Below are 16,993 nucleotides of genomic sequence, written 5' to 3' on the forward strand. Positions count from 1 at the left end.
AGAGAAAATAAAAAAGGCCCTCAAGAAGAAGGCCTATTATTATCATAGTCATCTTCTCATCTTTCAAGCGTATAGCTTGTAGGAATTAGCACCTTTTCAATAGTGTTCACTATTGATGGTTGCTGAGGTGTCATCGGGCCTATCCCTCAACCTCTCATGATAAGAAATAAAAAATATTTTATTGACTAAAATTTACATGAATGAGTCTATGTTTGTCAAATAAAAATTTAGAAAATTTAAAAATAAGTAATTAAATAAGCGTTTTTTTAGAAAATGATGTAAAGAGGAGGATATACTTGAAAACACTATTAACAGCAGTTATAATGTTAAAAGTGTGCAGAACAGAGAGAAACGCAATCAATAGTTGCATTTGTTATGTCTTTTCTGTATAATAGACAATGTTGGTCTTTGACTGCGATGAAGTGAAAGGTTGCTGACACACCCGGCCGCTTTGCCATGGCGAGTGTGTGGGAAATTTTCACGGAGAATGTCTATATGAAAATAGGCGAAAAGGAGGGAAAATAATGGCAAAACAAAAAATTCGTATTCGTTTAAAAGCTTATGATCACAGAATTCTTGATCAATCTGCTGAAAAAATCGTTGAAACTGCAAAACGCTCTGGTGCGGCTGTATCTGGTCCAATCCCATTGCCAACTGAAAAGTCAGTTTACACAATTCTTCGTGCGGTGCATAAATATAAAGATTCTCGTGAGCAATTCGAAATGCGTACACACAAACGTTTAATCGACATCATTAATCCAACACCACAAACAGTCGATTCATTAATGCGTTTAGACTTACCATCTGGTGTTGATATCGAAATTAAACTTTAATTAATACATTAAAACAATCTAGGAGGTGTGACTGAAATGACCAAAGGAATCTTAGGAAGAAAGATTGGTATGACTCAAGTATTTGCTGAAAACGGTGATCTTATCCCGGTAACAGTGGTTGAAGCTACTCCAAACGTTGTTCTTCAAAAGAAATCAGTTGATACTGATGGATACGAAGCAATCCAAATCGGTTTTGAAGATAAACGCGAAAAGCTTTCAAACAAACCGGAAAAAGGACACGCTGCTAAAGCTGATACTACTCCTAAGCGCTTCGTTCGCGAATTACGCGGAGCTGACTTAGCTGAGTATGAAGTTGGTCAGGAAGTCAAAGTTGATATTTTCGCTGAAGGTGAAAAAATTGATGTAACAGGAATTTCAAAAGGTAAAGGTTTCCAAGGTGCAATTAAACGCCACGGACAATCTCGCGGACCAATGGCACACGGTTCACGTTACCACCGTCGCCCAGGTTCAATGGGTCCTGTTGCTCCAAACCGCGTATTCAAAGGTAAATTATTACCTGGTCGCATGGGCGGAGAACAAATCACAGTACAAAACCTTGAAATCGTAAAAGTAGATGCAGAACGCAATCTTCTATTAGTAAAAGGTAATGTACCTGGCTCTAAAAAAGCGCTTCTAAAACTAGTAAGTGCGGTTAAAGCAAAGTAATAACCCGGAAAGGAGGAAGTAAGAATGCCTAAAGTTGCATTATTAAACCAAAGTGGTTCACAAGTTGGCGATATTGAGCTGAACGACTCAATCTTTGGTATCGAGCCAAACAACCACGTGATGTTTGAAGCTGTTATTATGCAAAGAGCTTCTCTACGTCAAGGAACTCATAAAACTAAAATTCGTTCTGAAGTAGCTGGCGGAGGACGTAAACCATGGCGTCAAAAAGGCACAGGTCGTGCTCGTCAAGGTTCAATCCGTTCACCACAATGGCGCGGAGGCGGTACTGTATTTGGTCCTGTACCACGCAGCTATAGCTACAAATTACCTAAAAAAGTTCGTCGCTTAGCTATCAAATCAGCGTTATCTACTAAAGTTGCGGAAGAGAACATTCTAGTATTAGAAACTCTATCTTTCGAAGCTCCAAAAACAAAAGACTTTAAAGGTGTACTTAAAGGTCTTTCTGTAGATTCTAAAGCATTAATCGTAACTGCAGACATCGATGAAAACGTAGCATTATCTGCTCGTAACATCCCTGGAGTAACAGTTGTTACTGCTAACGGAATCAGCGTATTAGACGTTTTAAATCATGATAAATTGATCATGACGAAGCAAGCGGTCGAAAAAGTAGAGGAGGTGCTTGCATAATGGATGCACGCGATATCATTAAGCGCCCCGTTATCACTGAACGTTCTACTGACATCATGGCTGACAAAAAATATACTTTTGAAGTTGATGTAAGAGCTAATAAAACTCAAGTTAAAGATGCTGTTCAAGAAATCTTTGATGTAAAAGTTGAAAAAGTGAACATCATGAACTACAAAGGTAAATTCAAGCGCATGGGTAAATTCGGTGGTTATACAAACAAACGCCGTAAAGCGATTGTTAAACTAACTGCTGACAGCAAAGAAATCGAAATCTTTGAAGCTTAATTTCTAACAAGAAGAGGAGGGAAATGAAATGGCGATTAAAAAATACAAACCTACCTCTAATGGTCGTCGCGGCATGACGGTATCTGATTTCGCAGAAATCACTACAGACAAACCAGAAAAATCTTTGCTTGCTCCAGTAAAGCGCAAAGGTGGCCGTAACAACCAAGGTAAGTTGACAGTTCGTCATCAAGGCGGCGGTCATAAACGTCAATATCGTATCATCGACTTTAAACGTGACAAAGATGGAATACCAGGTCGCGTTGCTACAGTCGAGTATGATCCAAACCGCTCAGCTAACATTGCACTAATTAATTATGTAGATGGAGAAAAGCGTTACATCCTAGCTCCTAAGACTCTTAAAGTAGGCGCAGAAGTAATGTCTGGTCCTGAAGCAGATATCAAAGTAGGTAATGCATTACCACTTACAAACATTCCTGTGGGTACTGTAATCCACAACATCGAACTTAAACCTGGTAAAGGTGGACAGTTAGTACGTTCTGCTGGAACAAGTGCACAAGTACTTGGTAAAGAAGGTAAATACGTATTAGTACGCTTAAACTCTGGCGAAGTTCGTATGATTCTTGCTACTTGCCGCGCTACTGTAGGTCAAGTTGGTAACGAACAACACGAATTGATTAACATCGGTAAAGCCGGTCGTTCTCGTTGGTTAGGTAAACGCCCAACTGTACGTGGATCTGTTATGAACCCTAACGATCACCCACACGGTGGTGGTGAAGGTAAAGCTCCTATCGGTCGTAAATCACCTATGTCTCCTTGGGGTAAACCAACTCTTGGATACAAAACACGTAAGAAAAACAATCAATCTGATAAATTTATCGTACGTCGTCGTAAAAAATAACGGGATTGAACTACGGTTCCAAAGACGGGCCGTAGAACAATCACGAAGGGAGGTTCAATCATGGGTCGCAGCTTAAAAAAAGGACCTTTTGTTGACGAACATTTAATGACAAAGATCGAAAAGTTAAATGAAACTGATGGCAAGCAAGTAGTGAAGACTTGGTCTCGCCGTTCTACGATCTTCCCACAATTCATCGGACACACTATCGCAGTGTATGATGGTCGCAAACATGTGCCTGTTTATGTTACTGAAGATATGGTAGGCCACAAGCTTGGAGAATTTGCTCCAACACGTGCATACAAAGGCCATGGTAATGATGATAAGAAAACAAGACGTTAATGAGAGGAGGGCATTATAATGCAAGCTAAAGCTGTTGCAAGAACAGTTCGTATTGCTCCTCGTAAAGCTCGTTTAGTCGTAGATTTAATTCGAGGTAAGCAAGTAGGTGAAGCGGTAGCGATTTTAAATTTAACTCCAAAAGCTGCTTCTCCAATCGTAGAAAAAGTATTAAAATCTGCACTAGCTAACGCAGAGCACAACTACGAAATGGATGTTAATAATTTAGTAGTTGAGCAAGCATTTGTTGACGAAGGACCAACTTTAAAACGTTTCCGTCCACGCGCACAAGGTCGTGCTAGCGCAATCAACAAACGCACAAGTCACATCACAATCGTTGTATCAGAAAAGAAGGAGGGATAATCTGTGGGTCAAAAAGTAAATCCAGTCGGTTTGCGTATCGGTGTCATCCGTGATTGGGAGTCAAAATGGTACGCAGGTAAAGACTACGCTGATCTTTTACACGAAGACCTGAAAGTTCGTGAGTACATCACAAAACGCTTAAGCGATGCATCTGTTTCTAAAGTAGAAATCGAACGTGCAGCTAATCGCTTAAATATCACAGTCCATACTGCAAAACCAGGAATGGTTATCGGTAAAGGTGGTACTGAGGTAGAGGCGTTGCGTAAAGCACTTAACGCACTTACTGGCAAACGTGTTCACATCAATATTCTTGAAATCAAAAAAGCTGACATCGACGCGAAATTAGTAGCGGAAAACATTGCTCGTCAATTGGAAAACCGTGTATCATTCCGTCGTGCTCAAAAACAAACTATTCAACGTGCTATGCGCGCAGGAGCTAAAGGTATCAAAACAATGGTATCTGGACGTCTTGGCGGTGCTGATATCGCTCGTTCTGAATCTTATAGCGAAGGAACTGTACCACTTCATACTCTTCGTGCTGACATTGATTATGCTACAGCAGAAGCAGATACGACTTACGGTAAGTTAGGCGTAAAAGTATGGATCTATCGTGGAGAGGTGCTTCCTACAAAGAAGAATAATGGGGAAGGAGGCAAATAATATGCTATTGCCAAAACGCGTAAAATATCGTCGTGTACACCGTGGAAAAATGCGCGGTCAAGCAAAAGGTGGTACTGAAGTAACATTCGGTGAATATGGTCTACAAGCTCAAGATGCTTCTTGGATCACTAACCGTCAAATCGAATCTGCCCGTATTGCAATGACTCGTTACATGAAACGTGGCGGTAAAGTTTGGATTAAAATATTCCCGCATAAGCCATACACTGCTAAGCCTCTTGAAGTCCGAATGGGTTCTGGTAAGGGTGCTCCTGAAGGATGGGTTGCAGTTGTTAAGCCTGGTAAAGTAATGTTCGAAATTGCAGGTGTATCTGAAGAGATCGCTCGTGAAGCTCTACGTCTTGCAGCACACAAACTTCCAGTTAAATGTAAGTTTGTAAAACGAGAAGAAATTGGTGGTGAATCAAATGAAAGCTAATGAAATTCGTGACCTTACCACTGCCGAAATAGAACAAAAAGTTAAATCATTAAAAGAAGAGCTTTTTAATCTACGCTTTCAATTGGCGACTGGACAACTGGAAAACACAGCTCGCATCCGTGAAGTGCGTAAAGCAATTGCTCGTATGAAAACTGTTATCCGTGAAAGAGAAATTGGTTTTAGCAAGTGATATTGAGAGGAGGTTCGCACAATGAGTGAACGTAACCAACGCAAAGTATACTCTGGACGCGTTGTTTCAGACAAAATGGATAAAACTGTTACTGTTTTAGTCGAAACATACAAAAAGCATCCATTATACGGCAAACGCGTAAAGTACTCTAAAAAGTTTAAAGCTCATGATGAGCAAAATGAAGCAAAAATCGGCGATATCGTTCGTATCATGGAAACTCGCCCATTATCTGCGACTAAACGCTTCCGTCTAGTTGAAGTTGTTGAGAAAGCAGTTATTATCTAATTGTTCGGAAATATGTTTGATCCCGAAGGGAGGTTACACAGATGATTCAACAAGAATCACGTTTAAAAGTTGCTGATAACTCTGGTGCTCGTGAAGTACTTACAATTAAAGTTTTAGGTGGTTCAGGCCGTAAAACTGCCAACATCGGTGATGTAATTGTTTGCACAGTGAAACAAGCAACACCAGGTGGCGTTGTTAAAAAAGGTGATGTTGTTAAAGCTGTTGTCGTTCGTACAAAGAGCGGCGTTCGTCGTAAAGATGGCACATACATCCGTTTTGATGAAAACGCATGTGTAATTATTCGTGACGATAAAGGTCCTCGTGGTACACGTATCTTTGGACCAGTTGCTCGTGAACTACGCGAGAACAACTTCATGAAAATCGTATCATTAGCTCCAGAAGTACTATAAAAATTAAACAAAATGCCTTTAAGGAGGTGCACACAGATGCATGTAAAAAAAGGTGATAAAGTAATGGTCATCTCTGGTAAGGATAAAGGCAAATCAGGCGTTATTCTTGCTGCTTACCCAAAACAAGAACGCGTTCTTGTAGAAGGTGTTAATATCGTAAAGAAACACGCTAAACCATCTAACTTGAATCCTCAAGGTGGAATCCTTAGCCAAGAAGCACCTATTCATGTATCAAACGTTATGCCGGTTGACCCTAAATCTGGTGAACCAACTCGCGTAGGCTATCAAACGGTTGATGGGAAAAAAGTGCGTGTAGCAAAAAAATCAGGTGAATCTTTAGATAAATAGATCAATGAAGAAGGGAGGTACAATCGATGAACCGCCTAAAAGAAAAACATGTAAAAGAAATTACTCCTGCTCTTGTGAGCAAGTTTAACTATAAATCAGTAATGCAAGTACCAAAACTTGAAAAAATCGTTATCAACATGGGTGTGGGTGATGCTGTGCAAAACTCTAAAGCATTAGATAATGCTGTTGAGGAATTAACACAAATCGCAGGTCAAAAACCTGTTATCACTCGCGCGAAAAAATCAATCGCTGGCTTCCGTTTACGTGAAGGTATGCCAATCGGAGCGAAAGTTACTTTACGTGGAGAACGCATGTACGAATTCTTCGATAAATTAGTATCTGTTTCTCTTCCACGTGTACGTGACTTCCGTGGTATTTCTAAAAAGTCTTTCGACGGACGCGGAAACTACACACTTGGTATTAAAGAGCAATTGATCTTCCCTGAGATCGATTACGATAAAGTAAGCAAAGTTCGTGGTATGGATATCGTTATCGTAACAACTGCCAATACTGATGAAGAAGCTCGTGAACTTTTAACACAATTTGGAATGCCATTCCAAAAGTAATCGTTAATTAGAGGGAGGCGAAAACGTGGCTAAAAAGTCAATGATTGCGAAACAAAAACGCACGCCTAAATACAAGGTACAAGAATATACACGTTGCGAACGTTGTGGACGTCCACATTCTGTATACCGTAAATTTAAGCTTTGCCGTATTTGTTTCCGTGAATTAGCATATAAAGGACAAATTCCTGGCGTTAAAAAAGCTAGCTGGTAAACCCAAAGTTAGGGAAGGAGGTAAAAACAATGGTCATGACAGATCCAATTGCAGATTTGCTAACTCGCATCCGTAATGCGAACATGGTTCGTCACGAAAAATTAGAAGTTCCTGCTTCTAATATTAAAAAAGAAGTTGCTGAAATCCTTAAGCGTGAAGGCTTCGTACGTGATGTAGAGTTTATCGAAGATAACAAGCAAGGCATTATCCGCATTTTCTTAAAATACGGTGCAAAAAATGAACGTGTAATCACAGGCTTAAAACGTATCAGTAAACCTGGTCTTCGTGTTTATGCTAAAGCTGATGAGGTACCACGCGTTCTTAACGGTCTTGGTATCGCACTCGTTTCTACTTCTCAAGGCGTTCTTACAGACAAAGAAGCTCGCGCGAAACAAGTAGGCGGAGAAGTACTAGCGTACGTTTGGTAATATAGTTTCAGAAAGAATGGAGGTGCAATAAATGTCCCGTATAGGTAAAAAACCAATTGAAATCCCTAGTGGAGTAACAGTAACGCTTGATGAAAATCATCACGTTATCGTAAAGGGTCCTAAAGGTGAGCTTTCTCACACTTTTAATAAAGATATCGCAATTAACATCGAAGAGAACGTAATCAACATCGTGCGTCCTTCTGATCAAAAAGAGCACCGTGCGCTTCATGGTACAACTCGTGCATTGATCGCTAACATGGTTGAAGGTGTATCTAAAGGCTTCGAAAAAGGCTTAGAACTTATCGGTGTCGGTTACCGTGCCCAAAAACAAGGTAAAAAGCTTGTATTGAACGTTGGATACTCTCACCCAGTTGAAATCGAACCTGAAGAAGGTATCGAAATCGAAGTACCAGCTAATACGAAAGTAGTAGTAAAAGGTGCAAGTAAAGAACGTGTAGGCGCTTTAGCGGCTAACATTCGTGACGTTCGTCCTCCAGAACCTTACAAAGGAAAAGGTATTAGGTATGAAGGAGAATATGTTCGTCGTAAAGAAGGTAAAACAGGTAAGTAATGCTGCATAGCTAAACGAAAGGAGTGACCGAAATGATTACGAAGGCTGATAAAAATGCAGTGCGTAAGAAAAGACACGCTCGCGTAAGATCTAAACTTTCTGGCACTGCGGCTCGTCCTCGTCTAAATGTGTATCGCTCAAATAAACACATTTATGCACAATTAATTGACGATGTGAACGGAGTAACTCTTGCTAGCGCGTCTACACAAGACAAAGAAGCTAGTATTGAAGCTACAGGCAACGTTGATGCGGCTGTTAAAGTCGGCGAATTAATCGCTAAACGTGCGGAAGCAAAAGGATTGAAATCAATCGTATTTGACCGTGGAGGATACTTATATCATGGTCGTGTTAAAGCGTTAGCAGATGCTGCTCGCGAAAACGGGTTAGAATTTTAATAGACAAAGGAGGGACATATAGAATGCGTCGTATTGATCCAAACAAACTTGAACTTGAAGAGCGCGTAGTTACGGTAAACCGTGTAGCTAAGGTTGTTAAAGGTGGACGTCGTTTCAGATTCTCTGCTCTTGTAGTAGTTGGAGATAAAAACGGTAACGTTGGCTTTGGTACAGGTAAAGCTCAAGAGGTACCAGAAGCTATTCGCAAAGCAATTGAAGATGCGAAGAAAAACTTAATTGAAGTTCCTATGGTTGGAACAACAATTCCTCACGAAGTAATCGGTCACTTCGGAGCTGGCGAAATTCTTCTAAAACCTGCATATGAAGGTACAGGAGTTATCGCTGGTGGACCAGTTCGTGCGGTACTAGAGTTAGCGGGTGTAGGCGATATCCTTTCTAAATCATTGGGTACAAACACACCAATTAACATGGTTCGCGCAACACTAGATGGTCTACAACAATTAAAACGTGCTGAAGACGTAGCTAAGTTACGTGGTTTATCAGTAGAAGAACTGTTAGGATAAGGAGGGAAATCAAATGGCGAATAAACTAGAAGTTACCCTCACTCGCAGTGTGATTGGTCGCCCTGAGGACCAACGCCAAACAGTAACAGCTCTTGGATTACGCAAAATGCACCAAACAGTTGAGCACCAAGACAATCCTGCCATCCGTGGTATGATTAATAAAGTTGCTCATCTTGTAACGGTAACTGAAAAATAATTTTCGATCTTCTACAAAATAAGGAGGTGCCAACATGAAACTTCATGAATTAAAACCTGCAGAAGGTTCACGTCAAGAACGTAAACGCAAAGGTCGCGGTATTGGTTCAGGTAACGGTAAAACTGCTGGTAAGGGACATAAAGGTCAAAATGCTCGTTCTGGCGGCGGCGTACGTCCTGGATTCGAAGGTGGTCAAACACCTTTATTCAGACGCTTACCAAAACGCGGATTCACTAACATTAACCGTAAAGAATATGCGGTAGTTAATCTTGACGCACTTAATCGTTTTGAAGATGGAGCGGAAGTTACTCCAGAGCTTCTTATTGAAACGGGTGTTGTAAGTAACGAAAAAGCAGGAATTAAAGTTCTTGCTAAAGGCAACGTAGAGAAAAAGCTTACAGTTAAAGCTCATAAATTCTCTGCTGCGGCTAAAGAAGCAATCGAAGCTGCCGGCGGTAAAGCCGAGGTGATCTAATGCTTCAGACAATCTCCAATTTTATGCGCGTGGGTGACATAAGAAGAAAGATCATTTTCACCCTATTAATGTTAATTGTATTTCGCATCGGCACATTTATCCCCGTTCCAGGGGTGAATGCACAAATTTTACAATCACAGGATCAAATGAGTGTATTTGGTGTCTTGAATGTATTTGGTGGCGGTGCGTTATTAAACTTCTCAATTCTTGCGATGGGAATCATGCCGTATATTACAGCATCAATCATTGTTCAGTTACTACAAATGGACGTTGTGCCGAAATTTACGGAATGGGCTAAGCAAGGTGAGGCAGGTCGTCGTAAACTAGCTCAGTTTACACGATACTTTACTATCGTGCTTGGTTTTATCCAAGCTCTTGGTATGTCTTATGGGTTTAATAATCTTGCTGGTGGCATGTTAATTGAAAATACGGGTATTGGCTCTTATTTATTAATTGCTACAGTATTAACTGCAGGAACTGCTTTTTTAATGTGGTTAGGGGAGCAAATTACGGAAAAAGGTGTTGGTAATGGTATTTCTATTATTATCTTCGCTGGAATCGTTGCCGGTATTCCTTCCATCGCTAACCAAATTTATGCGCAGCAAATTGAAGGTGCTGGAGATCAATTATTCCTACGTATCGTAACCCTTGTACTTATCGTGCTTGCGGTTATTGCTATTGTAGTTGGAACAATCTTTATCCAACAGGCATTAAGAAAAATTCCAGTACAATATGCAAAACGTGCATCAGCAGGTAAGACGCCAGTAGGTGTTCAAAACACTCATTTACCTTTAAAAGTAAATGCTGCAGGTGTTATCCCTGTTATCTTTGCGATTTCATTTATCATTACACCACGAACGATTGCAGGCTTTTTTGAATCGAATAGTGTAACGAGTTGGATCCAGAAGATATTTGATTATACTGAGCCAATTGGTATGGTCATCTATGCTGCATTAATAATTGCTTTCACATATTTCTATGCATTCATTCAAGTAAACCCAGAGAAAGTCTCTGAGAACTTTAAGAATCAAGGTGGTTATGTACCGGGCATCCGTCCTGGTAAAAACACGCAGGAATATTTAACTAAAGTCTTATATCGTTTAACTTTTGTTGGTGCTCTTTTCTTAACAGCGATTGCAATCATTCCAATGTTCTTCATTAATGTTGCAGGGCTACCAGAAACTGCTCAAATCGGTGGAACGAGCTTACTAATCGTGATTGGTGTTGCTCTTGATACTTACAAACAGTTAGAGTCTCAGCTAGTTAAACGTCATTATAAAGGTTTTATCAAATAGAAAGGTTTAAGGGGACGATTGTTCCCTCAAACCTAATAGAATAGGGGGGAATTCACTTGAATCTTGTATTAATGGGGCTCCCTGGTGCCGGTAAAGGTACACAAGCAGAAAGAATTGTTGAAAAGTACGGTATTCCGCATATCTCTACTGGAGACATGTTCCGTGCAGCGATCAAAGAAGAAACTGCTCTAGGTTTAGAAGCAAAGTCTTTTATGGATAAAGGTGAACTTGTGCCAGACGAAGTAACAATTGGTATTGTTAGAGAACGTCTTGGTAAACCCGATTGCGAAAAAGGTTTTCTTTTAGATGGTTTCCCTAGAACCGTTGCTCAAGCGGATGCTTTAGAAAATATTCTTTCTGATCTATCAAGAAAAATTGATTACGTTATTAACATTGATGTAGATCAAGAGATTTTGATGGAAAGGCTAACTGGCCGCAGAATATGTAAATCTTGTGGGGCAACATATCATCTTGTATTTAATCCTCCAACTAAAGAGGGCGAATGTGACCGTTGTGGTGGAGAATTATATCAACGTGAAGATGATAATGAAGCAACTGTTAAAAATAGACTTGACGTAAACATTAAGCAAACAAAACCTTTGCTTGATTTCTATGAAAATAAAGGCTATTTACGTAACATTAACGGTCAACAAGAAATTGGTAAAGTATTTACTGATCTAGATAGTCTTTTAAGAGGCTTACAATAATGATCATAAGCAAAACTCAACGTGAAATCGATATTATGCGAGAAGCTGGTAGAATTGTCGCTTTAACACATGAGGAATTACAAAAGCATATCACTCCGGGAATAACGACAAGAGAATTAGATCGTCTTGCTGAGGCTTTTATTCTCAAATGTGGGGCCGTCCCATCTTTTAAAGGATATAACGGTTTTCCAGGTAGTATATGTACATCTGTGAACGAAAAGCTAGTTCACGGGATTCCTGATGATAACAGCTTAAACGATGGTGATATCATCAGTATTGATATAGGTGCAAAATATAACGGTTATCACGGTGATTCTGCCTGGACCTACGCAGTAGGGGCAATTGATGAACAATCAAAAGCATTGCTTGAAGTTACTGAGCAGTCATTATATGAAGGCTTAAAACAAGCAAAGCCAGGTGTACGCTTATCGAACATCTCTCATGCAATCCAAACATATGCGGAAAGCAAAGGTTTTTCCATTGTACGAGAATATGTCGGACATGGGGTAGGGCAAGACTTACATGAGGAACCACAGATTCCACATTTTGGTCCCCCGAATAAAGGGCCTCTATTAAAACCAGGTATGGTATTAGCTATCGAACCGATGGTAAATATCGGTAGTAGATATGTATCAACGCTATCCGATCAATGGACAGTCGTAACAGTCGATGGTAAGCGTTGTGCCCATTTCGAACATACAATAGCCATTACTGAAACTGGTTATGAAATACTTACTGTAAAATAACAGTAGGCTTTTCTAAAATACTCCGTTTCTAACTCATTTTTCTTTTTACTATAAGGAGACGTCAAACTCTTTTTATGTTATAATCAGAAGGTTGTTGTGTATATGTTTAAAATCATTTGTTTTGAGTAAGATGATTATTAGCTCATAAAGCTTGCATTGATTACGCGACCTATGAGATTATGTATCGGAATGTCCGAATGTGTTATTCTGCGAACCTTTTAGCAAAGAATATCTACATGCTTGGGAAAGCATTTGATATATTTCGTATATGATTTTATGGAAGGGAGACTTGTTTAGTGGCGAAAGATGATGTAATTGAAGTAGAAGGCACAGTCATAGACACTTTGCCAAATGCAATGTTTAAGGTAGAATTAGAAAACGGTCATACAGTTTTAGCTCATGTTTCCGGTAAAATCCGCATGCACTTCATTCGTATTTTACCAGGGGATAAAGTAACAGTTGAGCTTTCTCCTTATGACTTAACTCGCGGAAGAATCACTTATCGTTTTAAATAATCATTGCACTCCGTACTACTAAGGAGGTTAGGATAATGAAAGTAAGACCATCAGTTAAACCGATCTGCGAAAAGTGCAAAGTCATCCGCAGAAAAGGTAAAGTAATGGTTATCTGTGAAAACCCTAAACATAAACAAAAACAAGGCTAATTTGAAGGAGGTGCGCATATAGTGGCACGTATTGCAGGTGTAGATGTACCACGTGAAAAACGTGTAGTAATCTCATTAACTTATATCTATGGTATTGGTAAAACAACTGCTCAAAAAGTTCTAGCAGAAGCTGGTGTAAACGAGAATACTCGTGTACGCGATCTTACTGAAGATGAATTAAACAAAATTCGTGAGCAAATCGATTCATTAAAAGTTGAAGGTGACCTTCGTCGTGAAGTATCACTTAACATCAAACGTCTAATGGAAATCGGATCCTACCGCGGTCTTCGTCACCGTCGTGGCTTACCTGTTCGCGGACAAAATACTAAAAACAATGCTCGTACACGTAAAGGTCCTCGTAAGACTGTAGCGAACAAAAAGAAATAATCGGTAAAGGAGGGTTCTTAAAATGGCTCGTAAAACTAATACACGTAAACGTCGTGTCAAAAAGAATATTGAAAGCGGAATTGCACATATTCGTTCAACATTCAATAATACAATCGTAACTATCACTGATTCTCATGGTAATGCTCTTTCTTGGTCAAGTGCTGGTGCGCTAGGATTCAGAGGTTCTCGTAAATCGACTCCTTTCGCTGCGCAAATGGCTGCTGAAACAGCTGCGAAAGCATCTATGGAACATGGTATGAAAACTTTAGAAGTAACAGTTAAAGGACCTGGTGCAGGTCGTGAAGCTGCTATTCGTGCATTACAAGCTGCTGGTCTAGAAGTTACTGCTATCAGAGACGTTACTCCAGTACCACATAACGGATGTCGTCCACCAAAACGCCGCCGTGTATAATTAATCTGTATAAACTTTTGAATCCCTGTCTATAATGGGATATGATACAAAGTAAATGAATTATACAGTATTTATTATTCCAGTTGTTGTGCACAAAACGGGAACGTATACATGGGGGAATTTCGGTTAATAAACCGGGGTTTCGACGTTTTGAAGGAGGGTGTATTTTGATGATCGAAATAGAAAAACCAAAAATCGAAACGGTTGAGATCAGCGATGATGCTAAGTATGGTAAGTTCGTCGTAGAACCACTTGAGCGTGGATATGGAACAACTTTGGGTAACTCCTTACGTCGTATCCTATTATCCTCACTCCCAGGTGCCGCTGTCACTTCGATCCAAATTGATGGGGTACTTCATGAGTTCTCAACAATTGAAGGCGTCGTAGAAGATGTAACATCTATCATTTTAAACATTAAAAAGCTCGCATTGAAAATCTATTCTGATGAAGAAAAAACATTAGAAATTGACGTTCAAAGCGAAGGTGTAGTTACTGCTGCAGATGTAACACATGATAGTGATGTAGAGATTCTTAATCCGGATCTTCATATTGCTACTCTTGGTTCAAATGGTCATTTGCATATGCGTCTAACTGCTAAACGTGGTCGTGGTTATACACCAGCTGTTCAAAACAAAAAAGAAGATCAACCAATCGGTGTAATTCCTATTGATTCTATTTATACGCCAGTTTCACGCGTACAATATCAAGTTGAGAATACTCGTGTTGGTCAATTGAGTAATTTTGATAAATTGACTTTTGATGTTTGGACTGACGGAAGTACTGGCCCTCAAGATGCAGTTGCACTTGGAGCGAAGATCTTAACTGAGCATTTGAATATCTTTGTTGGTTTAACTGATGAAGCTCAAAATGCTGAAATTATGGTTGAAAAAGAAGAAGACCAAAAAGAAAAAGTCCTTGAAATGACAATTGAAGAACTAGATTTATCTGTTCGTTCATACAACTGCTTAAAACGTGCAGGCATTAACACTGTTCAGGAGTTAGCTAATAAAACTGAAGAGGATATGATGAAAGTACGTAACTTAGGTAGGAAGTCTCTAGAGGAAGTAAAACATAAACTAGAAGAGCTTGGATTAGGTTTGCGTAAAGACGACTGATTGTCTTTTGAAATCTAGCCTTTAATGACTTCAACAAAGGAGGGAAACTTTCATGGGATACAGAAAGTTAGGACGCACTAGCGCTCAACGTAAAGCGATGCTACGTGACTTATCAACAGATTTAATCATCAATGAGCGTATTGAAACAACTGAAGCTCGTGCTAAAGAACTTCGTTCAGTAGTTGAAAAATTGATCACTCTTGGTAAACGTGGAGATCTTCACGCTCGTCGCCAAGCAGCTGCATATGTTCGTCATGAAGTAGCTGATGCTGAGAAAAACCAAGATGCTGTTCAAAAATTGTTCAGTGATATTGCTCCTCGTTATGAAGAGCGTCAAGGTGGTTACACTCGTATTATGAAAATCGGTCCTCGTCGTGGCGACGCAGCACCAATGGTAATCATCGAATTAGTATAATAAACGTATCTTCTTAGATTAGGATAACCTAACCTTTGGGATTCATGTGCAGATTGAGGGCGCCTGAATGGTTTCATTGGAACTTATTCAATGCCCTCTTTCTTTAAATAGGGATACCCCTAAAGCCAATGAGCAAAACCATTTTGAGTGTTACGATGGACATCCGTAATATTGAGGTGTTACGTCTAGCTCTTTGCATCTTCATCCATTTGCTTTACTCGTCCATACAGGAATGCCTGTATTACTAGGATGAGGATGCAGGCTTTTTTAAAAACAACCATTGCCAAGGCAATTATTATCGAGCCTTTGTTATGGAGATAGTTGCAGATAGGATAGAACTCCATATACATAGTAGCTCGCCATCAATAGTGGCGGCTTTTTTATTATATAAAGAGAAATGTTTGTTTCGCCCCTAAGTTTTAGTTAATAGAATTTTTGTAACTCCTTATTCAATAGCATAATTAGTGGCAGAGTACGTGGGTATGTATTGTCGGTGCATCATACAGGTTAGGGAAAAAAGAAGAATTACTTATATACGTGAAGACGCGTAAAAGATATGGGGTAAAGTGAAGAACTGCATGCAAAGGTTGAAAGCGCGTAAAAGGTAGGAAAGAAAGGCAAAGTATTGAGCGTAAAAGGTGGAATCGCGCAAAAGGTAGCAAAGAAAACAAAAGAATTGCGGGTAAAGGGTGAAAGCGCGCAAAAAGTAGTAAAGAAAGCTAAGGAATTGCGCGTAAAGGGTGGAATCACGCAAAAAGTAGTAAAGAAAGACAAAGAACTGCGCGCAAAAGGTGGAAACGCGCAAAAGGTAGTAAAGAAAACAAAAGAATTGCGCGTAAAGGGTGAAAGCGCGCAAAAAGTAGTAAAGAAAGACAAAGAACTGCGCGTAAACGATGGAAACGCGCAAAAAGTAGTAAAGAAAGCTAAGGAATTGCGCGTAAAGGGTGAAAGCGCGCAAAAAGTAGTAAAGAAAGCTAAGGAATTGCGCGTAAACGATGGAAACGCGCAAAAGGTAGTAAAGAAAACAAAAGAATTGCGCGTAAATGATGGAAACGCGCAAAAGGTAGTAAAGAAAACCAAGGAATTGCGCGTAAAGGGTGAAAGCGCGCAAAAGGTAGGAAAGAAAGCTAAGGAATTGCGCGTAAACGATGGAAGCGCGCAAAAAGTAGGAAAGAAAGCTAAGGAACTGCGCGTAAACGATGGAAACGCGCAGAAGGTAGTAAAGAAAGCTAAAGAATTGCGCGTAAATGATGGAATCACGCAAAAGGTAGTAAAGAAAACCAAGGGATTGCGCGTAAAGGGTGGAATCGCGCAAAAGGTAGCAAAGAAAATCAACGAATTGCGTGTAAACATTGGAATTGCGTTAAAACTAGTAAAGAAGCAAGACTTGTGCATAAAGAATCATTAAACGCATGAACCATTCTGAATGCAAGCCAGTGATATTAGTACGATTAAGAATTGGTTTTCTATCACTTCAGAGCCGTGACCTATTGATAGCATTAAAGAATAGCGATGAAGTGAGTCAGAAGAAAGAGTGAAGTATAAGAGCAATTAAGACTCTGTCATCG

31 protein-coding genes and 1 riboswitch are annotated in these 16,993 nt (G+C 39.8%); all 31 genes read left to right on the forward strand.

Going from position 1 to position 16,993, the window contains the following annotated elements:
- Window positions 1-53: 53 nt before the first annotated feature.
- Window positions 54-166: riboswitch (SAM riboswitch) on the reverse strand.
- Window positions 167-524: 358 nt separating this feature from the next.
- The 31 genes from rpsJ to MKX83_RS00855 all read left to right on the forward strand — a co-directional run bounded on the left by rpsJ (window position 525) and on the right by MKX83_RS00855 (window position 16,833).
- The gene (gene rpsJ / locus MKX83_RS00705) at window positions 525-833 is read left to right on the forward strand and encodes a 30S ribosomal protein S10 (protein WP_003348621.1); all 309 of its coding nucleotides are present in this window, start codon (window positions 525-527) and stop codon (window positions 831-833) included.
- 36 nt (window positions 834-869) lie between these two features.
- The gene (gene rplC, locus MKX83_RS00710) at window positions 870-1,499 is read left to right on the forward strand and encodes a 50S ribosomal protein L3 (RefSeq protein ID WP_095371223.1); all 630 of its coding nucleotides are present in this window, start codon (window positions 870-872) and stop codon (window positions 1,497-1,499) included.
- A gap of 24 nt (window positions 1,500-1,523) precedes the next feature.
- Entirely contained in the window at window positions 1,524-2,147 is a 624-nt protein-coding gene (gene rplD, locus MKX83_RS00715; protein WP_224938673.1) for a 50S ribosomal protein L4, read from the forward strand.
- Window positions 2,147-2,431, forward strand: a complete 285-nt coding sequence (gene rplW / locus MKX83_RS00720; protein ID WP_095371221.1) for a 50S ribosomal protein L23 — start codon at window positions 2,147-2,149, stop codon at window positions 2,429-2,431. The genes rplD and rplW overlap by 1 nt, the downstream gene beginning before the upstream one ends.
- Before the next feature lie 28 nt (window positions 2,432-2,459).
- A complete protein-coding gene (gene rplB, locus MKX83_RS00725; RefSeq protein ID WP_095371220.1) occupies window positions 2,460-3,290 on the forward strand; it encodes a 50S ribosomal protein L2 in 831 nt (276 codons plus the stop codon).
- A 60-nt stretch (window positions 3,291-3,350) separates the two neighbouring features.
- A complete protein-coding gene (gene rpsS / locus MKX83_RS00730; protein WP_095371219.1) occupies window positions 3,351-3,629 on the forward strand; it encodes a 30S ribosomal protein S19 in 279 nt (92 codons plus the stop codon).
- 18 nt (window positions 3,630-3,647) lie between these two features.
- Window positions 3,648-3,989 (forward strand): 50S ribosomal protein L22, encoded by a 342-nt coding sequence (gene rplV / locus MKX83_RS00735; RefSeq protein WP_095371218.1) that lies wholly within the window; start codon window positions 3,648-3,650, stop codon window positions 3,987-3,989.
- A gap of 3 nt (window positions 3,990-3,992) precedes the next feature.
- The gene (gene rpsC / locus MKX83_RS00740) at window positions 3,993-4,649 is read left to right on the forward strand and encodes a 30S ribosomal protein S3 (protein ID WP_095371217.1); all 657 of its coding nucleotides are present in this window, start codon (window positions 3,993-3,995) and stop codon (window positions 4,647-4,649) included.
- Window position 4,650: 1 nt separating this feature from the next.
- Entirely contained in the window at window positions 4,651-5,085 is a 435-nt protein-coding gene (gene rplP, locus MKX83_RS00745) for a 50S ribosomal protein L16 (protein WP_095371216.1), read from the forward strand.
- Window positions 5,075-5,275, forward strand: a complete 201-nt coding sequence (rpmC, locus tag MKX83_RS00750; RefSeq protein ID WP_009336588.1) for a 50S ribosomal protein L29 — start codon at window positions 5,075-5,077, stop codon at window positions 5,273-5,275. Before rplP ends, rpmC begins: the two co-directional genes overlap by 11 nt.
- Before the next feature lie 21 nt (window positions 5,276-5,296).
- Window positions 5,297-5,560 (forward strand): 30S ribosomal protein S17, encoded by a 264-nt coding sequence (gene rpsQ, locus MKX83_RS00755; RefSeq protein ID WP_095371215.1) that lies wholly within the window; start codon window positions 5,297-5,299, stop codon window positions 5,558-5,560.
- Window positions 5,561-5,601: 41 nt separating this feature from the next.
- A complete protein-coding gene (gene rplN / locus MKX83_RS00760; protein ID WP_095371214.1) occupies window positions 5,602-5,970 on the forward strand; it encodes a 50S ribosomal protein L14 in 369 nt (122 codons plus the stop codon).
- A gap of 36 nt (window positions 5,971-6,006) precedes the next feature.
- Window positions 6,007-6,318 (forward strand): 50S ribosomal protein L24, encoded by a 312-nt coding sequence (gene rplX / locus MKX83_RS00765; protein WP_095371213.1) that lies wholly within the window; start codon window positions 6,007-6,009, stop codon window positions 6,316-6,318.
- Between the two features lie 26 nt (window positions 6,319-6,344).
- Window positions 6,345-6,884, forward strand: a complete 540-nt coding sequence (gene rplE, locus MKX83_RS00770) for a 50S ribosomal protein L5 (protein WP_095371212.1) — start codon at window positions 6,345-6,347, stop codon at window positions 6,882-6,884.
- Between the two features lie 25 nt (window positions 6,885-6,909).
- A complete protein-coding gene (rpsN, locus tag MKX83_RS00775; protein ID WP_009499044.1) occupies window positions 6,910-7,095 on the forward strand; it encodes a 30S ribosomal protein S14 in 186 nt (61 codons plus the stop codon).
- Between the two features lie 29 nt (window positions 7,096-7,124).
- Window positions 7,125-7,523 (forward strand): 30S ribosomal protein S8, encoded by a 399-nt coding sequence (gene rpsH, locus MKX83_RS00780; protein ID WP_095371211.1) that lies wholly within the window; start codon window positions 7,125-7,127, stop codon window positions 7,521-7,523.
- 31 nt (window positions 7,524-7,554) lie between these two features.
- Window positions 7,555-8,094 carry a 50S ribosomal protein L6 gene (rplF, locus tag MKX83_RS00785; protein WP_095371210.1) on the forward strand — a complete coding sequence of 180 codons (540 nt, stop codon included), beginning with the start codon at window positions 7,555-7,557 and terminating at the stop codon, window positions 8,092-8,094.
- A gap of 32 nt (window positions 8,095-8,126) precedes the next feature.
- Window positions 8,127-8,489 (forward strand): 50S ribosomal protein L18, encoded by a 363-nt coding sequence (gene rplR / locus MKX83_RS00790; RefSeq protein WP_095371209.1) that lies wholly within the window; start codon window positions 8,127-8,129, stop codon window positions 8,487-8,489.
- 23 nt (window positions 8,490-8,512) lie between these two features.
- A complete protein-coding gene (gene rpsE / locus MKX83_RS00795; RefSeq protein WP_095371208.1) occupies window positions 8,513-9,013 on the forward strand; it encodes a 30S ribosomal protein S5 in 501 nt (166 codons plus the stop codon).
- A 13-nt stretch (window positions 9,014-9,026) separates the two neighbouring features.
- Window positions 9,027-9,209 (forward strand): 50S ribosomal protein L30, encoded by a 183-nt coding sequence (rpmD, locus tag MKX83_RS00800; protein ID WP_095371207.1) that lies wholly within the window; start codon window positions 9,027-9,029, stop codon window positions 9,207-9,209.
- 34 nt (window positions 9,210-9,243) lie between these two features.
- Complete coding sequence (rplO, locus tag MKX83_RS00805; RefSeq protein ID WP_095371206.1) at window positions 9,244-9,684, forward strand: 50S ribosomal protein L15; 441 nt, start codon at window positions 9,244-9,246, stop codon at window positions 9,682-9,684.
- A complete protein-coding gene (secY, locus tag MKX83_RS00810; RefSeq protein ID WP_341053572.1) occupies window positions 9,684-10,979 on the forward strand; it encodes a preprotein translocase subunit SecY in 1,296 nt (431 codons plus the stop codon). Before rplO ends, secY begins: the two co-directional genes overlap by 1 nt.
- Before the next feature lie 56 nt (window positions 10,980-11,035).
- Window positions 11,036-11,686 carry an adenylate kinase gene (locus MKX83_RS00815; RefSeq protein WP_095371204.1) on the forward strand — a complete coding sequence of 217 codons (651 nt, stop codon included), beginning with the start codon at window positions 11,036-11,038 and terminating at the stop codon, window positions 11,684-11,686.
- Window positions 11,686-12,432: a type I methionyl aminopeptidase gene (gene map / locus MKX83_RS00820; protein ID WP_251163144.1), complete on the forward strand. Its 747-nt coding sequence runs from the start codon at window positions 11,686-11,688 to the stop codon at window positions 12,430-12,432. Before MKX83_RS00815 ends, map begins: the two co-directional genes overlap by 1 nt.
- A gap of 296 nt (window positions 12,433-12,728) precedes the next feature.
- On the forward strand, window positions 12,729-12,947 hold the full coding sequence (gene infA, locus MKX83_RS00825) for a translation initiation factor IF-1 (RefSeq protein WP_095371202.1): 219 nt from the start codon (window positions 12,729-12,731) through the stop codon (window positions 12,945-12,947).
- A gap of 35 nt (window positions 12,948-12,982) precedes the next feature.
- Entirely contained in the window at window positions 12,983-13,096 is a 114-nt protein-coding gene (gene rpmJ / locus MKX83_RS00830) for a 50S ribosomal protein L36 (RefSeq protein WP_003156543.1), read from the forward strand.
- A 21-nt stretch (window positions 13,097-13,117) separates the two neighbouring features.
- A complete protein-coding gene (gene rpsM, locus MKX83_RS00835; RefSeq protein ID WP_095371201.1) occupies window positions 13,118-13,483 on the forward strand; it encodes a 30S ribosomal protein S13 in 366 nt (121 codons plus the stop codon).
- A gap of 22 nt (window positions 13,484-13,505) precedes the next feature.
- Window positions 13,506-13,895, forward strand: a complete 390-nt coding sequence (gene rpsK / locus MKX83_RS00840) for a 30S ribosomal protein S11 (RefSeq protein WP_095371200.1) — start codon at window positions 13,506-13,508, stop codon at window positions 13,893-13,895.
- A 170-nt stretch (window positions 13,896-14,065) separates the two neighbouring features.
- Complete coding sequence (locus MKX83_RS00845) at window positions 14,066-15,010, forward strand: DNA-directed RNA polymerase subunit alpha (protein WP_095371199.1); 945 nt, start codon at window positions 14,066-14,068, stop codon at window positions 15,008-15,010.
- 52 nt (window positions 15,011-15,062) lie between these two features.
- Entirely contained in the window at window positions 15,063-15,425 is a 363-nt protein-coding gene (gene rplQ / locus MKX83_RS00850; protein WP_095371198.1) for a 50S ribosomal protein L17, read from the forward strand.
- Between the two features lie 625 nt (window positions 15,426-16,050).
- Entirely contained in the window at window positions 16,051-16,833 is a 783-nt protein-coding gene (locus MKX83_RS00855) for a hypothetical protein (protein ID WP_341053575.1), read from the forward strand.
- Window positions 16,834-16,993: the final 160 nt, after the last annotated feature.

This window comes from Cytobacillus sp. FSL M8-0252, assembly GCF_038007345.1.
Lineage (GTDB): Bacteria > Bacillota > Bacilli > Bacillales > Cytobacillaceae > Cytobacillus > Cytobacillus kochii.